This window comes from Leisingera sp. SA215, from assembly GCF_055902035.1.
In genome coordinates this window covers 165,784-190,477 of sequence record NZ_JBVVXU010000001.1, presented here as the reverse complement: position 1 = coordinate 190,477, position 24,694 = coordinate 165,784, and the positions used below count along the sequence as shown (strand labels likewise).

Here is a 24,694-nt window from a genome sequence, read left to right as displayed (position 1 = left end):
TTCTAGCATCACGGAGACAACTTTGCCCCGATTTACAGAAACTGTGTAAATCGGGGCAAAGTTGTCTCGGAATTGGAAAAAACATCCCGCGAAGCCAATCACTGATCAATATATATGGCGCCCAATGGGCGCCTTTTCTATATCTTGATCCAGTCAATGATGGCCGACCAAGTATGCAGGGCATCTATCCAAGAAGGGGCTATTTGGCCCTGAAGCGTGCCATGCCCGGGAGTGAACAGAACAAAAGTTTAGCTTCGTCAATGCGCCCCCAGAAGAACTCGCCACCCAGGCTTTCTAGCTTTCCGTAGGATCTGTGCTTGAATTGCTGCTCGACCTCTTCTGCGCCGCTTATGTCGGGATAGGCCTGGGAGGTCATCTTAACTATCCACTTACCCGGTGCTGCCGGAGGAATGCCTGGATTCAGCTCAACGCACCGGCGATCGGGATGGTTGGATACCCCGATCTTGAGCGCAACTGACTTATCCCCGAGCGCTTTCTTCCGGCCGACAAAGGCATGGCTGCCTCCCTCGTAGGTGGCGAGGTAAAGATAGGTTTCACCGTCCTGATAAACCGAGGTTCGCGTTCCCGCCCGGCCAGCAAACGCCCGGGATGGGCGAAAAGCTTCAGCAAACGGAATGATGGGCGCATCTGCATCTTCAAGCGGTGGCTCTCCATATACGTTGACTTCGCGGACCTTGAACTTCAGGGCCTCGACGATTTCATCGTCATCCAACTCCGCGCCGTGAACGGCCAATGCCTGACCTACCTTCGGATCGTAGGAGTTAAATGCGATCCTGCCGATCATCATTTTCTCCTCTACCCGCCAAGCACGGCGGATGGGAATGCCATAGATCCAGCGATCTGCCCAACCGTTGTCGCGCTTGCGCTGCATGCCCAATTCCGACGGCTTTTCGATGTCCCGGTTAGGTTTCGTCTCGATTTCGACGAAACCCAATACGTAGGACCGCAGGGCTTTTTCTGTCTCGGCAGGCCGCTACAACGCCTGAAACAGTAAAGGCGATTGTTGATCAACAGATCTCGGAAACCGCCGCCCGCGCCGTCAAGGGGGCAACGGAAAGCTATTCGAAATTCGGACGTGAGTTGGAAAAGCACCTCGCGGAAGCCCTTTCCGCCCATAACCTGAACCTGCCCAGCTACAACACTATGATCTGCGCCATGGTCCAGAAGCAGGTTAAGGCGCTCACCACTGGGATAATCGCTGGCAGACTACAGCAAGACCTTGAGAAGATTTTGAGCATTGCGCCAAAGAGCATCAAGCTTTCTGAGATCGTAGAAGAAATGCGCCAACCCCACGAGGGCGATGGGAGCGATGGCGTCGTTGTAACTTGCACAGTCGAGCACTTCCCCGAAAAGGACAGCGACTTCTGAGGACCTCGATGGAAGATCTACCTGGATGACAGAAACCACTACGTGGAGTCGGACAAAGGCATGTGCGACGTTGTTACCGAAGTGCGGCACGGCATCAAGCAGGATTGCGGTCAGGACAATAACGAGATTTCCACCGGCACCATCAGTGAGATCCGCGAATACTCAGGCGTAATCACCAGCAAGGGCGGAAAGTCCGGTTTCACAATGAGGCGCCCCTATGGCCTCACCGCAAAACTTCTCTCCATGTATGCAGCTGAAACCATGATCGAAGTGGATGAAGGCGACGTCGTTACGTCGGTCGGTGACTACTGATTTCTTTACCTGCCCCCGGCAGCGTTGGGGGCAGTGATGAAAACCAAGAGGTTCAATCATGAAATCAATGCGCATACTGATCGGCTGCGAAACCTCCAGCATCACCCGCCGTGCCGTTTCCGACCGTGACCATGACGTCTGGTCCTGCGACATCGAGGCCGCAGAGGACGGATCGAACGGGCACAAGACGCTTGAGATGGTCAAGAAGAACCGGAATCAAGCAAACCAGAAGCGTCTATCGCAGTCCGCACAGGCCCGCAGGACCAGAGCATGAACAGAACGAGAAAACGGGGAACTCTCTCAGCCCCGCTTTGTCGGGCTGGTTTATTCCTTTGAAATCAATGTGGTGCGGGTGAAGGGACTTGAACCCCCACGCCTTGCGGCGCCAGAACCTAAATCTGGTGCGTCTACCAATTCCGCCACACCCGCACGTACACAAAGCACCGCTTTGCGTGCTGCGGTGATTATCAAAGGACAACGGGGGATGCGAGCGGAAAACGCTCCTCTGGATGCCCAGTGCAAAACAGCAACAATCCGTCCGCATAATTGCAACAATGCGCAGGCTTTTGCCGGAAAAGGCTGGGCCTGGAATCCGGTTCCGGCATAGATTCACTCAAAAAGTCTGAGGCAGACAGAGCGAGTAACAAACATGAAACCGTTCGGCAATGCGGGCTTGCGCGCGCAACTGGCGAGGCGTGGCCAGGCACACCCCCGGCGGCTGTATCAAGGCAGCCAGAACATCAGCCTGCTACGCGGCACGATTGTGCTGACCCGCGAGGGCGAGCGCCCGGCAGAGGAGCTCAAGGCTGGCACCAGCCTCATCACCCGCACCCAAGGCATGGCCCAGGTGGATGCGATCCGAACCCGCCGCGCCATGCTGCAAGCCGTTTACATATCGGCCGGCTCGCTTGGCGACATCCGCGCCGACTGCGATCTGACCGTCCCCTGGGACCAGCGTATCCTGGTGCGCGACTGGCGCGCCAAGGCAATGTTCGGCCAGCCGCAGGCTGTGGTGCCGGCCTATGAGCTGGTGGACGGCGAATTCATCCGCGATCTGGGATTGCAGATGATGGATCTGACGATTCTGGAATTTTCCCGCCCGCATGTGATCTATGCCGGCGGCCTGGAGCTGGCCGCAGCCGCCGCGCCAGAAGAAGATTTGCGGCCGGCGGCCTGAACCGGGCCGTTACAGCCCCAGCCTGCGGAACACGGCGGGGATCTGCTCCGGCAGATCCTCGGCAATCAGGCCGGGACCGAATTCCAGCGCGCATTCCACATGTATATAAGCGGCAGTCTCTGCCGCCTGCATCGGGGAGAACCCGCGCGCCATCAGCCCGGTGATGAAGCCTGCCAGCACGTCGCCCGATCCGGCAGTCGCCAACCAGGGCGCAGAGCGGCCGTAGTGGGCGGAGTTGACCGAACAGCGTCCGTCCGGCGCGGCAATCACCGTGTCCGGCCCTTTGAACAGCACCACACAGCCCGCGCGCTTGGCGGCCTCGCGGGTGGCGTCCACCTTGGAATAGGCCGGGCCGGTGGTGGCGGGCGCGTTCAGTTTTTCGGCCAGGTCCGGAAACAGTCTGGCAAACTCGCCGCCATGCGGGGTGATTATGCAGTTTTCATGCAGCGCCCCGAACAGCACTTCCGGCTTCATCTCAAACCTGGTGAGCGCATCTGCATCCAGCACGGTTGCCCGTTTTTCCTTTAGTGTGGCGAACACCATCGCCTGGGTATCCGCCCCGCGCCCCATGCCGGGGCCAAGGCAGATTGCGCTGAGCCGGTCGTCCTCCAGCAGTTCCGCCAGCCCATGCGCCCCGTCGATCTGGCGCAGCATGATGGCGGTGAGGTTGGCAGCATTTTCAAACATCGCCGAGCGCGGCGAGCCAACCGTGACCAGCCCCGCCCCGATCCGCAAAGCACCGCGGGCGGCCAGCCGGGCAGCACCGGTTTTGCCATGGCCGCCGGAGAGGACAAGGGCGTGGCCGTGGGAGTATTTGTGGTGCCCGCCCCGCTTCCTTATCAAGTTTGGCTCCGCTGACTTCGCAACACCGCCAAGTTCAGCGCTTTGGCCTGTTTCCAGGCCAATGCTCTTCACCACAACCTTGCCTGACTGCTGCGGGCCATCTGCCAGGGCGTGCGCCAACTTCTTACTGTGAAAAGTCACTGTTAAATCAGCCCGAATTTCCTCAAAGTCGGAGGGCGGCGTGCCGCTGTGCAATAGTTCGCCAGAATCCGTGCAGATACCGCTGGGTAAATCAATTGAGACCACGCGGGGAGAAGGAAAACCGCCTTTTTCAAGGCTATCCTGCAGACGCCACCCGGTTGTCTGGCTTACCCGGCCGAACGCGTTAAAATTCTCAACGGGCCGAGTTAGGCCAGTGCCAAACAACGCATCAACAAGAAGGGTGTTTGCGCGGTATTCCGCAGCATCAAGCGCAAATGCGTTCTCTCCAACATCAATGTATGGAGCAACTGCACCAAGTTTCCGCCACCGCTCATAATTCTCCTTAGCATCCGGCGGCAGCTTGTCCGGGTCGCCGTAGAGGAACACTTCGACCTCCCAGTCCCGCTCCTTCAGCAACCGCGCCACAACAAAGCCGTCGCCGCCGTTGTTGCCCGGCCCGCACAGAACCAATGCCCTGCGCGGCTCTTCATCTTTCGCCAAATACTCCGGAGGTGCGGGGGCCGGCCCCCGCTGACTTGCCAGTTCCGGCCACTCCTCGAAAATGGCCTCAACCACCCCCTGCCCGGCCCGCTCCATTAGTTCGAGGCCGGTCACTTCGCCGGACTCGATGGCGGCCTGTTCAATGGCCCGCATCTGGGCTGCAGTCAGAAGTTCGGTCATCTTTTGCTCTTCCCCGATTCAATTTTGCGCAATCCTTGAGCGCAATGCTTATTTTTTAGGCAGTAGCGATCAATTCCTGGCCACAATTGCCGCAGCTGCAAGGCCATGCATTGCTGCCTTCATTTAGAAGTGAAATGACACCCCCAACAAGCTTGCGAGGAGCCATGCCGATGAAAAAGATCGAAGCCATCATCAAGCCATTTAAACTGGATGAGGTGAAGGAAGCGTTGCAGGACGTCGGCGTGCAGGGCCTTTCAGTGATCGAGGTCAAAGGCTTTGGCCGTCAGAAGGGCCACACCGAACTGTACCGCGGTGCGGAATATGTGGTCGACTTCCTGCCCAAAGTGAAGGTTGAAGTGGTGCTGGACGACGATCAGGTCGACCAAGCAATCGAAGCCATCGTCGACGCCGCCAAGACCGACAAGATCGGCGACGGCAAGATCTTTGTCTCGCCCGTCGAGCAAGCAATCCGCATCCGTACCGGCGAGACCGGCCCGGACGCATTGTAAGATCACCCAAAAAATCTCAAAGACATCTCTAAAGAAGGACCAAGGGAATGAGCGTAGACGCAGTTCTCAAGACTCTCCGTGAAGACGACGTCGCCTATGTCGACATCCGTTTCACCGACGTGCGCGGCCGCCTGCAGCATGTGACCGTGGACGTGGACCTGGTTGACGAAGACTTCCTGGAAGAAGGCTTCATGTTCGACGGCTCCTCGATCGCCGGCTGGAAGTCGATTGAAAACTCCGACATGAAACTGATGGCTGACACCACGTCCGCCTATATCGATCCGTTTTATGCCGAGAAAACCCTCTGCCTGCATTGCTCGATCGTTGAGCCCGACACCGGCGAAGCCTATGAGCGCGACCCGCGCGGCACCGCCCAGAAGGCCGAAGCTTACCTGAAGTCCTCCGGCATCGGCGATGTGGCCTATATGGGTCCGGAAGCGGAATTTTTTCTGTTTGACGACGTGCGTTACTCCAACACCATCAACAAGGTGTCCTATGAAGTAGACGCAACCGACGGCTCCTGGAACACCGATGCCGAATTCGAAATGGGCAACATGGGCCACCGCCCGGGCCTGAAGGGCGGCTACTTCCCGGTCAACCCGACCGACGAAGCGCAGGACCTGCGTTCGGAAATGCTGTCGACCATGAAGCGCCTGGGCATGAAGGTCGACAAGCACCACCACGAAGTAGCGTCCTGCCAGCACGAGCTGGGCCTGATCTTCGACAGCCTGACCAAACAGGCCGACGAGCTGCAGAAATACAAATACGTGATCCACAACGTGGCCCACGCCTATGGCAAATCCGCGACTTTCATGCCGAAGCCGATCTATGGCGACAATGGTTCGGGCATGCATGTGAACATGTCGATCTGGAAGGACGGCAAGCCGCTGTTTGCCGGCGACAAATACGCCGACCTCAGCCAGGAAGCGTTGTATTTCATCGGTGGCATCCTGAAGCATTCCAAGACCCTGAATGCCTTCACCAACCCGTCCACCAACTCCTACAAGCGCCTGATCCCGGGCTTTGAAGCCCCGGTTCTGCGCGCCTATTCCGCCCGCAACCGCTCCGGCTGCGTGCGGATCCCGTGGACCGAAAGCCCGAAAGCCAAGCGTGTCGAGGCCCGTTTCCCCGATCCGGCGGCCAACCCCTACCTGTGCTTTGCCGCGCTGCTGATGGCCGGCCTGGACGGCATCCGCAACAAGATCGACCCGGGCGAAGCCATGGACAAGAACCTGTACGATCTGCCGGCCGAAGAGCTGGAAGGCATCCCGACCGTCTGCGGCAGCCTGCGCGAAGCTGTTGACGCGCTGGCCGCCGACCACGACTTCCTGCTGCAGGGCGACGTGTTCACCAAGGACCAGATCGACGGCTATATCGAGCTGAAGATGGAAGAGGTGCACAAATACGAGCACACCCCGCATCCGGTCGAATTCGGCATGTACTACAGCTGCTAAGGTGCAGAGCCATGAATTTGAAAGGGCGTCCCTCGGGGCGCCCTTTTTCTCATTCACGGGGCGCGTTCGGCTGACAGGCGTTCCGGCTTTCGGTTCTCCCGCAGGCAGGGCGGCTTTTTCTTGCCCTTGTTTTGCGGCTGCTGTATTCCGGCCCGCTCCCCGCCTGTGAAAGGAGCCTTTTCCATGACTGCCCCCAACACCCTTGGTATCGATTTCGGCACCTCCAATTCAGCAGCGGGGATTGCCGTGGCAGGCCGGCCATGGCTGGTTGAGATGGAACCGGGTGAACAAACCCTGCCCACTGCAGTGTTTTTTGACGAAGGCAGCCGCAGAATGCGGATCGGCCACAGCGCGACACGCGCACTGATCAGCGGGGACGAGGGGCGTTTCATGCGGGCCTTGAAAAGCCTGCTGGGCACCCCGCTGCTGCATGAGGAACGACGGCTAGGCGGCGAGCGGATCAGTTTCGGAACCCTCATTGCCCGCTTTCTGGAAGAGATGAAACGGCGCGCCGAGACAGCCACGCATATGGAGTTCACCCATGCGCTGTCCGGCCGGCCGGTGCGGTTTCATTCCAAAGATGAAACCCGCAACATCCAGGCGGAAAAAGACCTGCGTGCTTGTTACCTGGAGGCCGGCTTTCAGGATGTGCTGTTCATGTATGAGCCGGAAGCAGCCTTAAGGGCCGCCGCGCCTGCACCGGGCTGCGGGCTGATTGTCGATATCGGCGGCGGCACCTCGGACTTCACCGCCTTTGAACTGGACGAAAATGGCAGCACCCGCATCCTGGCCTCGCATGGGGTGCGGCTGGGCGGCACCGATTTTGACCGGCAGCTGAGCATTCATCATGTGATGCCGCTGCTGGGACGCGGCAGCCAGATCCGCAACACCTTCGGCGGCGGCACCCTGCCGGCGCCGAACCGGATGTTTAATGATCTGGCCACCTGGCAGATGATCCCTTTTCTCTACAGTCCGGAAAGCCGCAGGGCTGCAAGGGACCTGGCCGCCAATGCGGTTGAACCGGACATGCTGGCCCGCCTGGTCTCGGTGCTGGAGGATGAACTGGGCCACGAGCTGGCTTTTGCTGTCGAGCGCGGCAAGATTCAGGCCAACACGGCGGGCGGCGCGGCGGCGATCGACCTGAAGCTGCTGCAGCGCGGCCTGTCCGTGCCGCTGCCCGCCTCGGAGATGAACCAGACACTGGCAGAGCAGACCGCAGCCATCGGCGCTTGCGCGGCTGAGACACTGGCGCAGGCCGGGCTCACAGCCGGCAGCGTCGACCGGATCGTGATGGTCGGCGGCTCTTCGCTTTTGGCGGCGGTTCAGGCCCAAATGCGCAGCATCTGCCCAAACGCCCGCGTTGAAACTGGAAATGCCATGACGGCCGTGGCCGACGGCCTTGCCCTGGCAGCCGGAACAGCCTTCACCTAGATAAATACGAACCATACCCGGTTTTTCCCGTTAGACACCGGCTGCCAGCACGTTAGGCTGCAAGGCACGAGTCACATTTTGAGAGTTCTTTCATGCGCCGGCTGATTGCCCCTGCCCTGATTTCCGCCCTGCTTGCTTCCCCTGCCCTGGCCGCCACCTGCGGCAATACGTCTTCCGGGTTTGAGACCTGGAAGCAGGACTTCCAGCGCGAGGCCAAACGCGCAGGCGTGCGCAAGGCGGGGCTGCACGCGCTGGCCAATGCGCAATATGCCAGCCGCACCATCTCTGCCGACCGCAACCAGAAGAGCTTCAAATACTCGCTGGAGAAATTCATGCAGATCCGCGGGTCAGCGACCATTGTGGCGCAGGGCCGCAAGCGAAAGGCACGCAACCCGGAGTTCTATGCTGCACTGGAGCGTAAATACGGCGTGCCGGCCGGCGTGCTGATTGCCATCCATGGAATGGAGACCGCGTTTGGCAACTATATGGGCGACAGCCAGGTGGTTTCGGCCATCGTGACGCTGACCTACGATTGCCGGCGCTCTGATTTCTTCCGCCCGCATGCGCTAGGGGCGCTGAAACTGGTGGACCAAGGCGCCATCACCACGGCCACTCTGGGCGCCAGACATGGCGAGCTGGGCCATACCCAGTTCCTGCCTGGCAATGCGCTGCAATACGGGATTGACTGGGACGGCAACGGGCGGGTGGATTTCTACAACATGGGGGATGCGATGGCCTCCACTGCGAATTACCTGCGCCAAAAGGGCTGGAAGCCCGGCAAAGGCTATCAGCAGGGCGAGCCGAACTACCGGGTTCTGAAGCAATGGAACGCCGCGACGGTCTATCAGAAGTCGCTGGCAATCATGGGGCGCCAGATCGACCGCTGACCGTCGCCTTTCCCAACCTACGGCTGATATCTGCGCCCGGTCTTTGGCGGGCTGCGGACACCAGCGGCTGACCGTCCCAGGAACAGTGCAGGTGATTCCCGGATTACTGTAGGCTCTGGGGCATCAATGTGTCCGCCCCCCGCCACAGTTGAGCCGTATTGCAGCCCGCAGCACCCGCATATCTTGATGAAAATCATTTAAAATCAAACCCTTCACAAACGCCGTATTTTACCGCCGTCTGTTCAGCCATTTTCGTCAGAACCTTAATTCCTGCCCCACTTTGAACTCCTTCAAATTTTAACCTTCTTCCATCGGCACCCTGAATGGAGGATCCGGACGATGGCAGAAACCACACAGCACACAGGCAGGCTGGGCCTGGAGAGCCGCGATACCGGAACTCTTTCGGCTGCGGTTGCCGCGGTTGTGGACACGCTTGAGGATTTCGGCCATCCGGCCGAAACGATTGCCGCCCGCGCCGAGACCACTGCCAGGCTGCAATGCGACCATTATCATGTGACAGTCCGGCTGCGCCGGGTGCCCCTGCGGCGCTCCAGCAAACTGACCAGCAGCATAATGCAGCCCTCGGCGATCCTGGAATTGTCACTGTCCCCGGTCTTCCCCGGCTATTGCGACCGGGAAATCTCGGAACTGCTGCTGGCGGAAATGCTGCGGCGCCTGCTGCCAGAGGTTGATGCGACCTCCGTCGAATGGCTGGAGACCGGAACCGCGCTGACCTGCGAACAGTTCCTTGGTGCGTTTACCGCCGGCAACGGCCAGCCGGAACAACCGCATCCGCCCATCGCTGGCACCGCAAACGCCTTAGAAAGCCAACCTCAGCAAACCGGGCCGGCCAAGCTGCGCGGCCGTGAACGCTTCACTCCGGTTGAGCAAACCGCGCTGGAGCTGGAAGCCCATTGCGACCGGGTCTTCCTGGCCGCCAATGGCAGCCGCGGCAGCGCCGCGGCCCCGGACAGCGCCGGGCTGATCCACGCCCGCATCCGCAACCCGGAGCCGGCTGGCTTTGCGCGCCTCAGCTGGGGCAGCCAATTGCGGGCGTCAGCCCTGGCCGCAGTCACCCTGGCCGGCACCGGCCGCCTGCGCTTCATCAGCCACCTGTTGCTGCTGACAGCTCTGTTCCTCTATCTGGAAAGCGCCGGCATGGTTCAGGCCGCGCGTCCGCTGCTGCCCTGACCCCAGGACCGGGCGCCGGATGGCTGTGAAGGGCGCACACAACAGCGTGTGCCTGCAGCAAGCGCATCTGCATATCACCGCGCAGGAAATCCCCCGGCAGAAGCAGGTCCGGCTCCCGATACCAAGGCGCGTTGCAGCGGCACGATGGCCGTCCTGCCTGCACAGCGGCTTTCCGCGACGTTGCTGAACCGGGCATGCATAGGTCAGAAACGACTGCAAAACCCGTCGTTTTCTGCAGCGATTCCGGCAGCAGACGCCGCCACATTGGACAGACCTGTGCAGCGACGGAGGCCACGCATGAACGAGCATTACCGCGACATCCGCAAGATCGACCCAACCCGCGGCGCCAACCTGGGCGACAACACGCCGAACAATAATGACCGGGTTGAGATCGGCCCGACCCAGCTGGCTTTTGGCGAATGGGCCGAGGCCGGGCTGCAACTGCCCGACTTACAGGAAATGCGCAAGTTCCGCTGGGAGCGGCTGACCCGGTTCATCAATGACCGCGGCTATGCCGGCCTTCTGGTGTTTGACCCGCTGAACATCCGCTATGCCACCGACAGCACCAATATGCAGCTGTGGAACACCCACAATCCGTTCCGCGCCCTGCTGATCTGCGCCGACGGCTATATGGTGCTGTGGGACTACAAGCAGTCACCGTTCCTCAGCGAGTTCAACCCGTTTGTACGCGAGCAGCGGGCTGGCGCCGATCTGTTCTATTTCGACCGCGGCGACAAGGTGGATGTGGCGGCGGATGTGTTCTCCAACGAGGTCCGCAAGCTGCTGGAAGAGCACAGCGGCAGCAACAGGCGCCTGGCGGTGGACAAGATCATGCTGCACGGGCTGCGCGCGCTGGAGGCGCAAGGGCTGGAGATCCTCCCCGGCGAAGAGCTGACCGAGAAATGCCGCGCGGTGAAAGGCCCGGACGAGATTCTGGCCATGCGCTGCGCCAGCCACGCCTGCGAAACAGCCGTAGCGGCAATGGAGCGGTTTGCCCGCGAACAGGTACCCGGCGGCAATATTTCGGAGGACGACGTCTGGGCGGTGCTTCACGCCGAAAACATCCGCCGCGGCGGCGAATGGATCGAAACCCGCCTCCTCGCCTCCGGCCCGCGCACCAACCCCTGGTTCCAGGAATGCGGCCCCCGCATCATCCAGAACAACGAGATGATCAGCTTTGACACCGACCTGGTCGGCTCTTACGGGATCTGCATCGATATCTCGCGCAGCTGGTGGATTGGTGACGAGAAACCGCGCGCCGACATGGTATATGCCATGCAGCACGGGGTCGAGCATATCCGCCACAACATGGAGATGCTGAAGCCCGGTGTGAACATTCAGGACCTGTCCAGGGCCTGTCATCCGCTGGATCCGCAGTTCCAGAAGCAGAAATACGGCTGCATGATGCATGGCGTCGGCCTCTGTGATGAATGGCCGCTGGTCGCCTACCCGGATCAGATGGTCGAAGGCGCCTTCGACTATGAGCTTGAGCCGGGCATGGTGCTCTGTGTCGAGGCGCTGATCTCCCCCGAAGGCGGCGATTTCTCGGTCAAGCTGGAAGACCAGGTGCTGATCACCGAGGACGGCTATGAAAACCTGACCAAATACCCGTTCGACAAGGACCTGCTGGGCGAGGCCTGATCCCTGGCAGCCGGCCCTTCCTGTACCGGTCCCTCCAGTTCAGGAGGGGCCGGAATGCCCTGCGGCGCCGTCAGGCACCTGCGCTTATCCCAGGCCAGCGCATGCCCCCCGCGCAACGCAATTTCCCCGGCCTCCGTCTGGAACAGATGCCGCACGTCAAACTGCAGATGCGCGCAGTCTTTCGCAGGTTCCGGGATTTCAAAAATATCAACGTCAATCATCTGCTCAGACAGCGGCTTGCCCCGCGATACCCGCGTTCTTCATTGTCTTGTTTTCGGAGAACGTCGGCAAAGCCGTTGCAATCACCGCCCAATTGCAGCCAGAGGCCAGCTTCCAGTGACGGGTCAGCAAAACGCAGGTCGTGTCCGGCGACATCACAAAGGCCGAACTGGTAACAAGGCCCGCCTCAGTATACCGGCCGAATTTCCAGCGTGCGCGATTGCAAACATCCGCAAACACTGCCTCTTCTCCCTATCGCGTGCAGCTTGCGGCGTGTAGCCGCCACTGCCGTTCCGGCACATTGCGCTCATCTGCCTTCACCTTCCCGTGACGTTGCAGGCTGCCGCCTTGTTCAGGTCCCATTGAGCGATCAATCTAAGCGGAACACCCAATAAAGGCCACGCCCATGCCCGCTGAACGCATCTCCTTTCCCGGCCATGCCGGAAACACCCTTGCTGCCCGGCTCGACCTGCCCGAGGGACCGGTCCTGGCAACGGCGCTGTTTGCCCATTGCTTTACCTGTTCCAAGGACATCCCGGCGGCGCGGCGCATCGCCGGGCGGCTGGCGGCAATGGGGATTGCAGTGCTGCGGTTCGACTTTACCGGTCTGGGGCATTCCGAAGGGGAGTTTGAGAACACCTCCTTCAGCTCCAATGTCGCGGATCTGATTATGGCGGCGCAGTATCTGGCGTCCCGCGACATGGCCCCATCGCTGCTGATCGGCCATTCGCTGGGCGGCGCGGCGGTGCTGCGGGCACGGGCCGGCATCCCGTCGGTCAAAGGCGTGGTGACACTGGGTGCGCCGTTCGATCCCGGCCATGTCTCGCACCACTTCGACGCTGCCTTGCCCGAAATTGACGCCAAGGGCCGCGCGGAAGTGTGCCTGGGCGGGCGGCCTTTCATCATTGGCAAGGCGTTTGTCGAGGACATAAACGCTGAAGCGCTGGCGCCGGCGATTGCCGGCCTCAAGGCCGCACTGCTGGTGCTGCATGCCCCGCGGGATGAAACGGTGAGCATCGACAATGCGGCTTCGATCTTTACAGCCGCGAAACACCCCAAGAGCTTTGTCACCCTGGATGACGCCGATCACCTGATCACCCGCGCTGCGGATGCGGAATATGCCGCCGAGGTGATTGCCGCCTGGGCCGGGCGCTATGTCGGCATGACCCCGCCCGCGCCGCCGCCAGGTGCGCCCGAAGGCATCCTGCGGGTGACAGAGGCGGACCCGGAGGGGTTCCTGCAGGATGTGCAATCCGGTCCCTATCACCACACCTATGCGGATGAACCGCTGGCCTATGGCGGCACCAACCGGGGCATGTCGCCCTACGGCTTCGTGGCGGCGGGGCTGGGCGCCTGCACCTCGATGACGCTGCGGATGTACGCCCGCCGCAAGGGCTGGCCGCTGGAGGGGATCAGCGTCGATGTGAGCCATGACAAGGTCCATGCCCAGGATGCCCAGCCGACGGGGCCGGCCAAAATCGACCAGTTCACCCGGGTGATCCACCTCTGCGGCCCTTTGAGCGGGGAACAGCGGGCCAAGCTGATGGAGATTGCCGATAAATGCCCGGTGCATCGGACCTTGGAAAACGGCGCCAAGGTGGTGACACATCTGGAAACCTCGACTCAGGCGGCAACCGGGCAACTTTAAAAATCAGGGACCTCCCGCCCCCGGCCCTTGCGGGAAGCCTGCAACGGCATCGGCCTTGGGCCCGGCGGCGCAAGCGGTGAAACGGGCAATGATACCGCAATCATCAGGGCAATCTGCCTCATGTCCATCTCCCAGCCTTGCTGTCCTGCCGCTCCTGATCTAAGAGGCCGGGCATCTGCTGCACAATCACATAAAGGTGCTTTCGCCATGATCCCCCGCTATGCCCGCCCCGAGATGGTCGCCATCTGGTCGCCTGAGACCAAATTCAAGATCTGGTACGAGATCGAGGCCCATGCCTGCGAAGCGATGGCCAACCTCGGCGTGATCCCGCGCGAAAACGCTGACGCCGTGTGGAAAGCCAAGGACGTGGAATTCGACGTCGCCCGCATCGACGAGATTGAAGCGGTGACCAAACATGACGTGATCGCCTTCCTCACCCATCTGGCTGAGCATGTCGGCAGCGACGAGGCCCGCTTTGTGCATCAGGGCATGACGTCGTCGGACGTGCTGGACACCTGCCTGAATGTACAGCTGGTGCGCGCCGCAGACATCCTGCTGGACGGCATGGACAAGTTGCTCGCCGCGCTGAAGAAGCGCGCGCTGGAGCACAAGGACACCGTGCGCGTCGGCCGCAGCCACGGCATCCATGCCGAACCCACCACGATGGGGCTGACCTTTGCCCGTTTCTACGCCGAGATGGACCGCAACAAGCAGCGCCTGGCCGCCGCCCGCGCGGAAGTCGCCACCGGTGCGATCTCCGGCGCGGTCGGCACCTTTGCCAATGTTGACCCGGCGGTAGAAGAGCATGTCTGCGAACAGCTGGGCCTGCGGCCTGAGCCGATCTCCACCCAGGTGATCCCGCGCGACCGCCATGCGATGTTCTTTGCCACCCTCGGCGTCATTGCGTCCTCGATCGAAAACGTTGCTGTGGAAATCCGCCACATGCAGCGTACCGAGGTGCTGGAAGGCGCCGAATTCTTCTCGATGGGCCAGAAAGGCTCCTCGGCGATGCCGCATAAGAAGAACCCGGTTCTGACCGAAAACCTGACCGGTCTGGCGCGTCTGGTCCGCATGACTGTTGTGCCCGCGATGGAAAACGTGGCGCTGTGGCACGAACGGGACATCTCGCATTCCTCCGTGGAACGCGGCATCGGCCCCGACGCGACCGTCACCCTCGACTTTGCCCTGCACCGCCTGGCCGGCGTTGTCGACAAGATGCTGGTGTTCCCCGAGAACATGCTGGACAACATGAACAAATTCCCGGGTCTGGTGATGTCGCAGCGGGTCCTTCTGGCGCTGACTCAAGCGGGTGTCAGCCGTGAGGACGCCTATGCCATGGTGCAGCGCAACGCCCTGAAAGTCTGGGAGGAGCGCGTTGATTTCCGCGAGCTGCTGCTGGCGGATGCGGACGTGGTTGCGGCCCTGGGCGAAGAAGCGATCAACGAGAAATTCGACATGGGCTATCACACCAAACATGTTGATACGATCTTCAAGCGGGTGTTTGGCGAGTAAGCCGGCCTGCTTTACAGCCTCCAGCGCCCCGCCATCCCGGCGGGGCGTTTTTTTGTTTGCACCAGCAGGTTTTCACAAACGCGTTTTTGATATGAAAAAATTAGCCCGCCCGCGGCTTGCAGGCGTACATTGATCACGACTTTACGCACCAGGAGATCACGACATGCGTTTTTTTGCTCTTGCCGCTGCCTTGACCCTGCCGATCACGGCCCATGCCGCAGGCGGCAATGACTGGAACCCGCCGAAGCCCTCCGAAACCACCAAGACCTGCAAGGGCAAGCGGGTCTGGGACGCAAACAAGAAACGTTGCGTGCGACCCAGGAAATCTTCCCTGAACCAGCAGGGCCTGATGGATGCCGCGCGCGAGCTGGCCTATGCCGGCCGCCAGCAAGACGCCCAGTCGGTGCTCCGCGCGATGCCGGACCAGCAGGACTCTCTGGTGCTGACCTACTGGGGCTTCACGCACCGTAAACTCGGGAATTTGGAACTGGCGCAAACCTACTATGACCGGGCATTGAAGCGGAATCCGGATAATATTCTTGCCCGTTCGTACATGGGCCAGGGCCTTGTGGAACAGGGCAAATACGGCGCAGCCCTGATACAGTGGAAAGAGATCAAGGCACGGGGCGGCGATGGCAGCTGGGCCGAAGCATCGCTGCGCAACGCCTTGGAAACAGGTGCATCCTACAACTATTAGCTTCAGCCTTTCTTTACGGCTTGCGGCGTATCCTGGCCTCCACGATTGAGAAGAATCTTTGGTAGGGTGCGAGAATGCCTCAAGACAACATGCTGGCGCTTCCGATGGCTTCAGGCAGCCCGGGTCTGGGCGGGATCGGAACCCCGGCCCGATTGGGCACAGCGGGCGGCAGCGGGCTGAGCGGCAAGGCCAAAGCCGCAATCATCGTCCGGCTGCTGCTGAATGAAGGCGCGGAAATCCCGCTGGAGGAACTGCCGGACGACCTGCAGCTGGAACTGACCCAGCAGATGGGTAAGATGAGCATTGTCGACCGCGACACGCTGAACGCGGTTGCGGGCGAATTTGCCGATCTTCTGGACAATATCGGCCTGCATTTCCCCAATGGTCTGGCCGGCGCGCTGAACGCGATGCAAGGCAAGATCAGCCGCCACACCCACAGCCGCCTCCGCAAAGAAGCGGGCGTTCGCCAGTTCGGCGATCCCTGGGAGCGCCTGAAACAGCTGCCGCCCGAAGATCTGGCCGGATTGGCCGAGGCGGAAAGCACTGAAGTGGCCGCGGTTCTGCTGTCCAAGCTGGACACCGCCAAGGCCGCGCAAATGCTGGTGCACCTGCCCGGCCCGATTGCCCGCCGCATCACCTATGCCGTCAGCCACACCGCCAACGTCACGCCTGAAACCGTGGATCGGATCGGCCTGTCGCTTGCCGCTCAGGTCGAAGCCCGGCCCGATCTCGCCTTTGATGAGACCCCGGGCCAGCGTCTTGGCGGCATTCTGACCGAAGCCGCCGCCGCCAAACGGGACGAGGTGCTGACGGCGCTGGACGAAGAAGATGTGGATTTTGCCACCAAGGTGCGCAAAGCGATCTTCACCTACGCGCTGATCGCCAAACGGATGCGCCCGATCGACGTGCCCAAGCTGATGCGGGTGCTGTCGCCGCCGGATATGGTCACGGCCATGGCCTTTGCCACCGAAGAGGAAGATGTTGCGACCAACGAATTCCTGCTCAAGAACATGTCCAGCCGGATGGCCGATAACATCCGCGATGAAGTGAGAGAGCGCGGCAAGGTCAAACGCAGCGATGGCGAGGTTGCGTTCAGCTTGATCATCTCGGCGATGCGGGATCTTGTGGCCACTGGCGAGATTGACCTGAAATCCGACGAGGACGAGGCGGAAGACGGCTAAAATCCGCCACTCTTTCCGGCGCTGCAGCTGGGCGGTCCATTCTGCCCGCGCCTGCGAGCTGCTTGTACCTGCCGTTCCGGCTGCGTATGATGCGGACTTCCAGGCGCATTTCCGCGCCGCAGCCATCCAGACGCCATGCCTGTAGATCCTTCCGAGCTCTCCACCTGGAGCCATGTCAAATATTATGGCAGCAACCTGTTTCTGCGCGGGCTGCTGGTCTGCACGCGGCTGATCCCCTATCGGCTGAGAGTGCCCTTGATGGGCCGGCTGGTGACGGCCATGGGCCGGTTGGCCGGGTTCGACAAGCGGGTCCGCATCAACCTGGATCTTGTCAGCCCCGAACTGTCAGAAATCGACCCGGACTCGCTGTACCGGGACGTCAGCAACAATGCGGGCCGGATGATTGCCGAAATCTATGCCGGCGCCCCCTTTCACGACCGCGCCAAGGCAGCACCCATTACCGGCCCTGGCCTGAAAGCGCTGGAAGAGGCCCGGGCGGCAGGACGCCCGGTGCTGCTGGCAACGGCTCATTTCGGCAATTATGACGCTGCCCGCGCGGCCCTGTTCGCCCGTGGTTTCGAGATGGGCGCGCTTTACCGGCGGATGGCCAACCCCTATTTCAATGACCACTATGTTGCCGCCATCAAAGGCAACGGCGAACCCTTGTTCGAGCAGGGCAAGCGCGGCATGGTCGAGCTGGTCCGGCATCTGAAAAAGGGCGGCATCGCGGCCATCGTTACCGATCTGCACGCCCAGGGCGGAGAGCTGATCGATTTCTTCGGCAAGCCTGCAGTCACTTCTACTGTGCCGGCCGAACTGGCGCTGAAATTCGGCGCCGCTGTGATCCCTGTCTATGCCGTACGCCAGGACAACGGTCTGGACTTTGAGATCGTGATGAGCGCCGAGATCCCGCATTCAGATCCGCTTACCATGACCAAATCCTTGAGCGCGGATCTGGAAGCCATCGTGCGCAAGCACACCGGCCAATGGTTCTGGATCCACCGGCGCTGGAAACCCTATGTGCCGGTATCCAAGCCCGGCAGAAAGGCAAATCCCGAGGCGGGCTGAGGCCAGTTTCTACTCGGCCCGGGCAGCGGCAATGATACGGCCAAAGGGCGCCTCTTGCACCAATACGGCAGCGGGCCGGCTTCCTGGCACCGGGACGGACAGTTCCAGCTCCCCTGCCCCGTCCCATTCCGCGGTGATCTGCCAGTCTTCCACCACATTGGCATAGCTCAAGGTCTTGCCCGCCAGTTCACCGCGGGTGATCGTAATGGTCCGTTCGGGCGTGTAGCGCACCAGCTGCACCAGCAGCCTCGTATCCCCCATCTGCACCCGTGGCTGCAGCCGGATCACCAGATCCTCGCCATTCCGCTCGAGCGACAGCGACACCGGACGCGGCCGCGACTGGTGTTTGCCAATGGCGCCGTCCGCTTTCATGGCATCGGCACCGACCACATCATCCTGGCCCATGATGATCATTTGAGGCGTATAGATCATCCTGCGGCCGCCCGCATGCGCATAGCCTTTTTGCCGCTTGGTATGGGACGGCTTGGCGAATTGATCCTTCCAGCCGATGTAATCCCAGTAATCCACGTGCAATGCCAGCGGCAGCACATCCTTGCGCGCAGCCAGCTCATGCAACAGTGCATCGGCCGGAGGGCAGGACGAACACCCCTGCGAGGTATAAAGCTCCACCACCACGGGTTCCGCAGCCGATTGACTGTATACCGGCAAGGCCAGTGCCAAAGATGCTGCTATCGACGCCAGAATTTTCATGAATCGCCCGCTGCGTTTGTTAGGCTTCTGGTCTAATGGTGTGCCTGCAGATACGCCAATCAATCATTTTTGAGCCGGATTTGAGCAGTGGAAGCGGCGTTGCACTGAAAAAATGTGTACTATTGCATACAAAAGTGCCCCCTGCGTCGATTGGGCTATTGAATGCTTAATCGTCCTCATGCATTTAGCTGGCAGCGAATTCCCCGATTTCAAATCCTTGAGGGAGGCCAAACATGCCTATCACCGTCGGACAGGACAATGCCAAAGCGCGCAAAACGCTCAGCGTCAACGGCAAGTCGATCTCTTTTTACTCCATCCCAGCAGCCACTGAAGCCGGCTTTGGCGATTTCTCCAGACTGCCGGCCGCGCTGAAGGTGGTGCTGGAAAACATGCTGCGCTTCGAGGACGGCGGCTTTTCCGTGTCCACTGATGACATCAAGGCGTTCGGTGAGTGGGCCGAAAAGGGCGGCAAGAACCCGCGCGAGATCGCCTACCGCCCGGCCCGCGTGCTGATGCAGGACTTCACCGGTGTTCCCGCCGTTGTGGACCTGGCCGCAATGCGCGACGGCATCGTCGGCCTGAAAGGCTCGGCCGCCAAGATCAACCCTCTGGTTCCCGTCGACCTGGTGATCGACCATTCGGTGATGATCGACGAGTTCGGCAACCCGCGCGCGTTCCAGATGAACGTTGACCGCGAATACGAGCGCAACATGGAGCGCTACCAATTCCTGAAATGGGGCCAGACCGCATTCGACAACTTCCGCGTTGTGCCGCCGGGCACCGGCATCTGCCACCAGGTGAACCTGGAATATCTGGCCCAGACGGTTTGGACCGACACCGACCAGGACGGCAATGAAGTCGCCTATCCCGACACCCTGGTCGGCACCGACAGCCACACCACCATGGTCAACGGCGCGGCCGTGCTGGGCTGGGGCGTTGGCGGTATCGAGGCCGAAGCGGCGATGCTGGGCCAGCCGATCTCGATGCTGATCCCCGAGGTTGTCGGGTTCGAGCTGACCGGCGAGATGACCGAAGGCACCACCGGCACCGACCTGGTTCTGAAGGTCGTGGAAATGCTGCGCGAGCTGGGTGTGGTCGGCAAGTTCGTCGAATTCTACGGTTCCGGTCTCGACAAGCTGCCGCTGGCCGACCGGGCGACCATCGCCAACATGGCGCCGGAATACGGTGCCACCTGCGGCTTTTTCCCGATCGACGCCGAAACCATCCGCTACCTGCGCAACACCGGCCGCGATGAGGACCGCATCGCGCTGGTCGAGGCCTATGCCAAGGAAAACGGCTTCTGGCGCGACGAGACCTACAACCCGATCTACACCGACACCCTGAGCCTCGACATGGGTTCCATCGTGCCCGCGATCTCCGGCCCGAAACGGCCGCAGGACTATATCGCGCTGGACACTGCCGCGGCCACATTTCACAAATATGTGGAAGGCCAGCGCAGCGCCAAGGACGCAAGCGCCCGCGCCGAGGGCCGCTGGGAGGCCGAGGGCGGCCAGCCCGAGCCGCAGGAAATCCCCGGCAACGAAGGCCACCACAAGCTGGGCTACGTCACCACCGAAAACGGCAATTACCAGCTGCACGACGGCTCGATCGTGATCGCCTCGATCACCTCCTGCACCAACACCTCGAACCCCTACGTGATGATCGGTGCGGGTCTGGTGGCGAAAAAGGCGCACGCGCTGGGCCTGACCCGCAAGCCCTGGGTCAAGACCTCGCTGGCGCCGGGTTCGCAGGTGGTCTCCGAGTATCTCGAAGCGGCGGACCTGCAGAAGGACCTGGATGCCATCGGCTTCAACCTGGTCGGCTACGGCTGTACCACCTGCATCGGCAACTCCGGCCCGCTGGCCGAGGAAATCTCGAAATGCATCAATGATCATGATCTGATCGGTGTTTCGGTGCTGTCGGGCAACCGCAACTTCGAAGGCCGGATCTCGCCGGACGTGCGCGCCAACTATCTGGCCTCGCCGCCGCTGGTCGTGGCCTATGCGCTGGTTGGCGACATGAATGTCGACATCACCACCGCACCGCTCGGCCAGGACAAGGACGGCAACGACGTCTACCTCAAGGACATCTGGCCGACGCAGAAGGAAATCGCCGATCTGGTCGAGCAGACTGTGACCCGCGAGGCGTTCCAGTCGAAATACGCCGATGTTTTCAAGGGCGACGAAAAGTGGCAGGCCGTCGAGATCACCGACGCGGAGACCTATGACTGGCCCGCAGCCTCGACCTACATTCAGAACCCGCCTTATTTCCAGGGCATGGGCACCGAGCCGGGCACCATCTCGAACATCGAGAACGCCAAGGTTCTGGCGGTGCTGGGCGATATGGTCACCACCGACCACATCTCGCCTGCGGGCTCCTTTGCCACCACCACCCCGGCCGGCAAATATCTGCTGGAGCGTCAGGTTCAGCCGCGTGAGTTCAACTCCTATGGCTCGCGCCGCGGCAACCACGAGATCATGATGCGCGGCACCTTTGCCAACATCCGCATCAAGAACGAGATGCTGGACGGCGTCGAGGGCGGTTATACCAAGGGCCCCGATGGCGAACAGACCTCGATCTACGACGCCTCGATGGCGCATCAGGCCGACGGCACCCCGCTGGTGGTATTCGGTGGTGAACAGTATGGAGCGGGCTCGTCGCGCGACTGGGCAGCCAAAGGCACCGCTCTGCTGGGCGTCAAGGCCGTGATAGCCGAAAGCTTCGAACGCATCCACCGCTCGAACCTGGTCGGCATGGGCGTGATCCCGTTCGAGTTCACCGGCGGCGACACCCGCAAGTCGCTGGGCCTCACCGGGGAGGAAACCGTTTCGATCCGCGGTCTGGACACCATCGAGCCTCAGCAGGCCGTGCCCTGCGACATCACTTTTGCCGATGGCACCGTGAAGACCATCACGCTGAAGTGCCGGATCGATACCGCGCCGGAGATCGAATACATCGAACACGGCGGCGTGCTTCATTACGTGCTGCGCAACCTGGCCAAGTCGTAAGGCTGCTAGATAAGTTCTGAAAGGGCGCCCCAACGGGCGCCCTTCTTACGTCAGGGTTGCAGCGAACAATCCCGGTTACTGCGCGCGGGTGCTTCTGCGCGGGATCTCTGCAATCGCGCCAGCTGCCTGCAGTTCGGACATTGGCCGGTTGAAGACAGCCAGATTCATCACGCAGCCAATTCGCCATTCCCAACCGCAGCCGGGAACTCTGTGAATACCCTTCGTCCATATCCAACCCTTGCGGATAGCGCTCGAAGCCGTAGCGGAATGCGTTGGCCTGCAGTAACATCAGCTCTGCAGGGGCCAGGAAGGTCGTGCACCCTGGTGATTTGTTCAATGGAAGGATGCCGTCGGCTTCACGGGCTTCACCTTGCCTGTTAGCAGTTCATGCAGGCAGTACTTCGCTGAACCCAGCCGGTGTTTTGTCTCTCCCTGCCATCGCCCTGCGTGCAATATTCAGTTAGCAGGATTGCAAATTTCCGCTCCCGCTTGCCTCATGCTTATGAGCCATCCCTCACTTACATGGTAGAAACTGCAATTGGATTGCAGCCTTGTAACGGCCAGGCACATGCACAACTCAGGCGATACCATCCTGGCGGTGATACCTGCTGTACCCCCCGGTCCAGTCATGTAAATAATAATTCTGGATGCACCTTTTATCCCTCGCAACAGCACTTCAGAGGCCGGGTTTCAAGACATGAAAGAAGCTGTGATAGCAGTCGTTTACCCGGATGTGGACACCTTCGACGAACACGTCGAAGCGGTTCTGGAGATGCTTCCGGATACCCGGTGCTTTCCTGGCTGCATCGAAGCCCATGCGGGCATTAACCGCGCGCGTTTTGAAATTGCCGTTTTCCACCTATGGGAGTCGAATGCCCATTTGGAGCGCTACTTGACCTGGCGTGCGGAACGCGGCGATTTGGACGCCCGCAGCGCCACCATGCGGCGGGAACAGGATTTCAGGACTTTCTCGGTGCCCTGAAACCCCGGCCTTCGCTTTGACAGCGCGTCACCGTCCCCCGCACAGCCGGGTTCAGCCTTGCGCTGCACAGGGGCTGTTCGCAATCTGCTGATTGCCTTGGGCTGTCGCGCCGGAAATACTGGCGGCATGAAACACACAGACAGCATCACCGGCTATCACGCCCATATCTACTTTGATGAACACAGCTTCGCCCAGGCCCGCGCTGTTTGCCAGCGTGCCGCTGAGCATTTTGGCTTGGAGATGGGGCGCATGCATCAAAAACCCGTCGGACCGCATCCCAAGTGGTCTTGCCAATTGGCGGCCAGCCCGGAGCAGTTTTCCAAGCTGCTGCCTTGGTTGGCATTGAACCGCGATGGCCTGATCGTCTTTGCCCATCCGGAAACCGGCGACGCCCTGGCGGATCATCGGGATCACGCCATCTGGCTGGGGACCGGGCTGGCGCTGGATCTCAGCATTTTCGGCTGAACCGCATCGTAAGTTCACCGGGCTGGCGGCTCTTGTGAAGCAAACGGCTTGTCTGCGCGCTGTCATCAAAGGAGCTGGATTTCAGCAGCGCCGCCCCGGGTTAACCAGCATAAGGCTCACTGGCCCGCCGCCTTCGCCATAGCCGGGCGCAGGGTGTTTTCGATCACCCGCTGGGTGATCGGCCCGGCAAAGCGCAGCACGATCTTGCCTTCGCCGTCCACCACATAGGTTTCCGGCACGCCGTACAGGCCCCAGTCGATCGCCATGCGGCCCTTCTCATCCCTGCCGATTGCTGTGTAGGGATCGCCCAGCTCGTCCAAAAAAGCCGCGGCGTTGGCCAGCTGATCCTTATAGTTGACGCCATAGACGGGGACACCTTCCTTGGTCAGCGCCTCCAGGTTGGGATGCTCGGCCCGGCAGGGCGCACACCAGCTGGCCCAGTAATTCACCAGCTTCACATTGCCATCGCGCAGGGTAGCGTCGCTGAACAACTCCTTGCCCGGGAATTCATCCAGCACCACCGGCGGTGCAGGCTGGCCTTCGCGCGCGGACGGCAGGCTGTCGGGGTCCTCGCGGAACATGCCCACCAGGGCGAGACCGAAAAAACCGGCGAACACAACACCGGGGACCGCCATCAGCGGAGAGATTTTAGCCATTGCGTTTCACCCGGCTTTCCAATGTTTCCATCTCCCGGCGCACCTTGCGGCCGCGCAGGATTGTCAGCACTACCAGCGCCAGCAGCAGCAGCAGCGAGGCGCCATAGGCCGACAGCACAGTATCGGCGTATTTTCCAAGATCGGGCATCAGGCCTCCAGCCGTTCACGCGCCATCAATGCCTTGATGCGGCGGGCGCGGATTTCAGTTCCGGTGCGGTAGAACACCAAGGCGATGAACAACAGCACAAATCCTGCCATGCAGACATACAGCGGGTTGGAAAACGCATCTGCCACGTTCTCCTTTTTGTCCAGCGACAGCGATGCACCCTGGTGCAGCCCCTGATTCCAGAAGTTGACAGCATAGCGGCTGAGCACGGCAAAGACCGAGCCGACCAGACACAGGATCGAGGTGAGGTCAGCGGCAGTGTCAGGATTGTCGATCGCCTCCCACAGGGCGATGTAGCCGAGGTAGAACAGGAACAGCACGAGGAAGGACGTCAGCCGCGGATCCCAGGCCCACCAGGTGCCCCACATCGGCTGGCCCCAGATCGCGCCGGTGATCAGCGCGATCACGGTCATGACAATGCCCACAGGGGCGGCAGCACGGGCGGCCAGCGCGCTGACGTGGTGGCGGCGGATCACCCAGACCAGCGAAGCGACCAGCATCATGAACCAGGCGTTAATCGCCATCAGCGCCGAGGGTACATGCAGGAAGATGATCTTGACGGTGGAGCCCTGACGGTAATCGTCAGGCGTGAAGAAGAAGCCCCAGGTCAAGCCCGCGGAAATCAGTACCGCAGAGCTGACCCATAAGGCCGGCATCACCTTTTCCGTGGTGGCCAGGAACTTCTTCGGGTTGGCGTATTCCCAGATCGACATGTTGGCTATTTA

General features: G+C 61.0%; 24 protein-coding genes and 1 tRNA gene. 18 read left to right on the top strand and 7 right to left on the bottom strand.

Translation table 11 applies throughout. From position 1 onward, the window contains the following. Window positions 1–199: 199 nt before the first annotated feature. The gene (locus AC0KW6_RS00920) at window positions 200–955 is read right to left on the bottom strand and encodes a GIY-YIG nuclease family protein (protein ID WP_474033835.1); all 756 of its coding nucleotides are present in this window, start codon (window positions 953–955) and stop codon (window positions 200–202) included. A 146-nt stretch (window positions 956–1,101) separates the two neighbouring features. Between AC0KW6_RS00920 and AC0KW6_RS00915 the strand changes: the two genes are divergently transcribed. Genes AC0KW6_RS00915 through AC0KW6_RS00905 form a run of 3 tightly spaced genes read left to right on the top strand, consistent with a single transcriptional unit; the run spans window position 1,102 to window position 1,975 of the window. Beyond that, window positions 1,102–1,389 carry a hypothetical protein gene (locus tag AC0KW6_RS00915; protein ID WP_474033834.1) on the top strand — a complete coding sequence of 96 codons (288 nt, stop codon included), beginning with the start codon at window positions 1,102–1,104 and terminating at the stop codon, window positions 1,387–1,389. A 60-nt stretch (window positions 1,390–1,449) separates the two neighbouring features. After that, on the top strand, window positions 1,450–1,701 hold the full coding sequence (locus AC0KW6_RS00910; RefSeq protein ID WP_474033833.1) for a hypothetical protein: 252 nt from the start codon (window positions 1,450–1,452) through the stop codon (window positions 1,699–1,701). Between the two features lie 58 nt (window positions 1,702–1,759). Beyond that, on the top strand, window positions 1,760–1,975 hold the full coding sequence (locus AC0KW6_RS00905; RefSeq protein ID WP_474034221.1) for a hypothetical protein: 216 nt from the start codon (window positions 1,760–1,762) through the stop codon (window positions 1,973–1,975). Between the two features lie 70 nt (window positions 1,976–2,045). Here the strand turns inward: AC0KW6_RS00905 and AC0KW6_RS00900 are convergent. Then, window positions 2,046–2,130 (bottom strand) — tRNA-Leu (locus AC0KW6_RS00900). 220 nt (window positions 2,131–2,350) lie between these two features. Between AC0KW6_RS00900 and AC0KW6_RS00895 the strand changes: the two genes are divergently transcribed. Then, on the top strand, window positions 2,351–2,878 hold the full coding sequence (locus AC0KW6_RS00895) for a Hint domain-containing protein (RefSeq protein ID WP_474033832.1): 528 nt from the start codon (window positions 2,351–2,353) through the stop codon (window positions 2,876–2,878). A gap of 9 nt (window positions 2,879–2,887) precedes the next feature. Here the strand turns inward: AC0KW6_RS00895 and AC0KW6_RS00890 are convergent, their stop codons facing one another. Further along, the gene (locus AC0KW6_RS00890) at window positions 2,888–4,543 is read right to left on the bottom strand and encodes an NAD(P)H-hydrate dehydratase (protein ID WP_474033831.1); all 1,656 of its coding nucleotides are present in this window, start codon (window positions 4,541–4,543) and stop codon (window positions 2,888–2,890) included. 170 nt (window positions 4,544–4,713) lie between these two features. Between AC0KW6_RS00890 and AC0KW6_RS00885 the strand changes: the two genes are divergently transcribed. The 11 genes from AC0KW6_RS00885 (at window position 4,714) to AC0KW6_RS00835 (ending at window position 17,981) form a co-directional block, all read left to right on the top strand. Continuing rightward, window positions 4,714–5,052, top strand: coding sequence for a P-II family nitrogen regulator (locus AC0KW6_RS00885; RefSeq protein ID WP_008554830.1), 339 nt, complete (start codon window positions 4,714–4,716; stop codon window positions 5,050–5,052). 47 nt (window positions 5,053–5,099) lie between these two features. Further along, complete coding sequence (gene glnA, locus AC0KW6_RS00880) at window positions 5,100–6,506, top strand: type I glutamate--ammonia ligase (protein ID WP_291727014.1); 1,407 nt, start codon at window positions 5,100–5,102, stop codon at window positions 6,504–6,506. Window positions 6,507–6,689: 183 nt separating this feature from the next. Then, the gene (locus AC0KW6_RS00875) at window positions 6,690–7,937 is read left to right on the top strand and encodes an Hsp70 family protein (RefSeq protein ID WP_474033830.1); all 1,248 of its coding nucleotides are present in this window, start codon (window positions 6,690–6,692) and stop codon (window positions 7,935–7,937) included. A 92-nt stretch (window positions 7,938–8,029) separates the two neighbouring features. Next, window positions 8,030–8,824 carry a lytic murein transglycosylase gene (locus AC0KW6_RS00870; protein ID WP_474033829.1) on the top strand — a complete coding sequence of 265 codons (795 nt, stop codon included), beginning with the start codon at window positions 8,030–8,032 and terminating at the stop codon, window positions 8,822–8,824. Window positions 8,825–9,163: 339 nt separating this feature from the next. Beyond that, window positions 9,164–10,015 (top strand): hypothetical protein, encoded by an 852-nt coding sequence (locus AC0KW6_RS00865; RefSeq protein WP_474033828.1) that lies wholly within the window; start codon window positions 9,164–9,166, stop codon window positions 10,013–10,015. A 297-nt stretch (window positions 10,016–10,312) separates the two neighbouring features. Continuing rightward, window positions 10,313–11,656 carry a dimethylsulfonioproprionate lyase DddP gene (gene dddP, locus AC0KW6_RS00860; RefSeq protein WP_474033827.1) on the top strand — a complete coding sequence of 448 codons (1,344 nt, stop codon included), beginning with the start codon at window positions 10,313–10,315 and terminating at the stop codon, window positions 11,654–11,656. A gap of 625 nt (window positions 11,657–12,281) precedes the next feature. After that, the gene (locus tag AC0KW6_RS00855; RefSeq protein WP_474033826.1) at window positions 12,282–13,523 is read left to right on the top strand and encodes a bifunctional alpha/beta hydrolase/OsmC family protein; all 1,242 of its coding nucleotides are present in this window, start codon (window positions 12,282–12,284) and stop codon (window positions 13,521–13,523) included. Between the two features lie 207 nt (window positions 13,524–13,730). Beyond that, the gene (gene purB / locus AC0KW6_RS00850; protein WP_474033825.1) at window positions 13,731–15,035 is read left to right on the top strand and encodes an adenylosuccinate lyase; all 1,305 of its coding nucleotides are present in this window, start codon (window positions 13,731–13,733) and stop codon (window positions 15,033–15,035) included. A 163-nt stretch (window positions 15,036–15,198) separates the two neighbouring features. Continuing rightward, window positions 15,199–15,732: a tetratricopeptide repeat protein gene (locus AC0KW6_RS00845; protein ID WP_323776433.1), complete on the top strand. Its 534-nt coding sequence runs from the start codon at window positions 15,199–15,201 to the stop codon at window positions 15,730–15,732. Between the two features lie 74 nt (window positions 15,733–15,806). Then, a complete protein-coding gene (locus AC0KW6_RS00840) occupies window positions 15,807–16,913 on the top strand; it encodes a flagellar motor switch protein FliG (RefSeq protein WP_323776431.1) in 1,107 nt (368 codons plus the stop codon). Between the two features lie 135 nt (window positions 16,914–17,048). After that, window positions 17,049–17,981 (top strand): lysophospholipid acyltransferase family protein, encoded by a 933-nt coding sequence (locus AC0KW6_RS00835; RefSeq protein WP_323776430.1) that lies wholly within the window; start codon window positions 17,049–17,051, stop codon window positions 17,979–17,981. A gap of 9 nt (window positions 17,982–17,990) precedes the next feature. Here the strand turns inward: AC0KW6_RS00835 and AC0KW6_RS00830 are convergent, their stop codons facing one another. Continuing rightward, window positions 17,991–18,692 (bottom strand): DUF1223 domain-containing protein, encoded by a 702-nt coding sequence (locus AC0KW6_RS00830; RefSeq protein ID WP_323776428.1) that lies wholly within the window; start codon window positions 18,690–18,692, stop codon window positions 17,991–17,993. 233 nt (window positions 18,693–18,925) lie between these two features. Here AC0KW6_RS00830 and acnA point away from each other — a divergent pair, with 233 nt between their 5' ends. The 3 genes from acnA to AC0KW6_RS00815 all read left to right on the top strand — a co-directional run bounded on the left by acnA (window position 18,926) and on the right by AC0KW6_RS00815 (window position 23,147). Then, a complete protein-coding gene (gene acnA, locus AC0KW6_RS00825; protein WP_323776426.1) occupies window positions 18,926–21,700 on the top strand; it encodes an aconitate hydratase AcnA in 2,775 nt (924 codons plus the stop codon). 697 nt (window positions 21,701–22,397) lie between these two features. Beyond that, window positions 22,398–22,682: a hypothetical protein gene (locus AC0KW6_RS00820; protein WP_323776424.1), complete on the top strand. Its 285-nt coding sequence runs from the start codon at window positions 22,398–22,400 to the stop codon at window positions 22,680–22,682. A gap of 126 nt (window positions 22,683–22,808) precedes the next feature. Then, window positions 22,809–23,147 carry a DOPA 4,5-dioxygenase family protein gene (locus AC0KW6_RS00815; protein WP_474033824.1) on the top strand — a complete coding sequence of 113 codons (339 nt, stop codon included), beginning with the start codon at window positions 22,809–22,811 and terminating at the stop codon, window positions 23,145–23,147. 116 nt (window positions 23,148–23,263) lie between these two features. On the opposite strand, the gene AC0KW6_RS00810 is transcribed toward AC0KW6_RS00815, so the two are convergent. Genes AC0KW6_RS00810 through AC0KW6_RS00800 form a run of 3 tightly spaced genes read right to left on the bottom strand, consistent with a single transcriptional unit; the run spans window position 23,264 to window position 24,682 of the window. Continuing rightward, window positions 23,264–23,803 carry a DsbE family thiol:disulfide interchange protein gene (locus tag AC0KW6_RS00810; protein ID WP_323776421.1) on the bottom strand — a complete coding sequence of 180 codons (540 nt, stop codon included), beginning with the start codon at window positions 23,801–23,803 and terminating at the stop codon, window positions 23,264–23,266. After that, the gene (gene ccmD / locus AC0KW6_RS00805) at window positions 23,796–23,951 is read right to left on the bottom strand and encodes a heme exporter protein CcmD (protein WP_323776419.1); all 156 of its coding nucleotides are present in this window, start codon (window positions 23,949–23,951) and stop codon (window positions 23,796–23,798) included. The genes AC0KW6_RS00810 and ccmD overlap by 8 nt, the downstream gene beginning before the upstream one ends. Then, window positions 23,951–24,682, bottom strand: coding sequence for a heme ABC transporter permease (locus tag AC0KW6_RS00800; protein ID WP_323776417.1), 732 nt, complete (start codon window positions 24,680–24,682; stop codon window positions 23,951–23,953). The genes ccmD and AC0KW6_RS00800 overlap by 1 nt, the downstream gene beginning before the upstream one ends. Window positions 24,683–24,694: the final 12 nt, after the last annotated feature.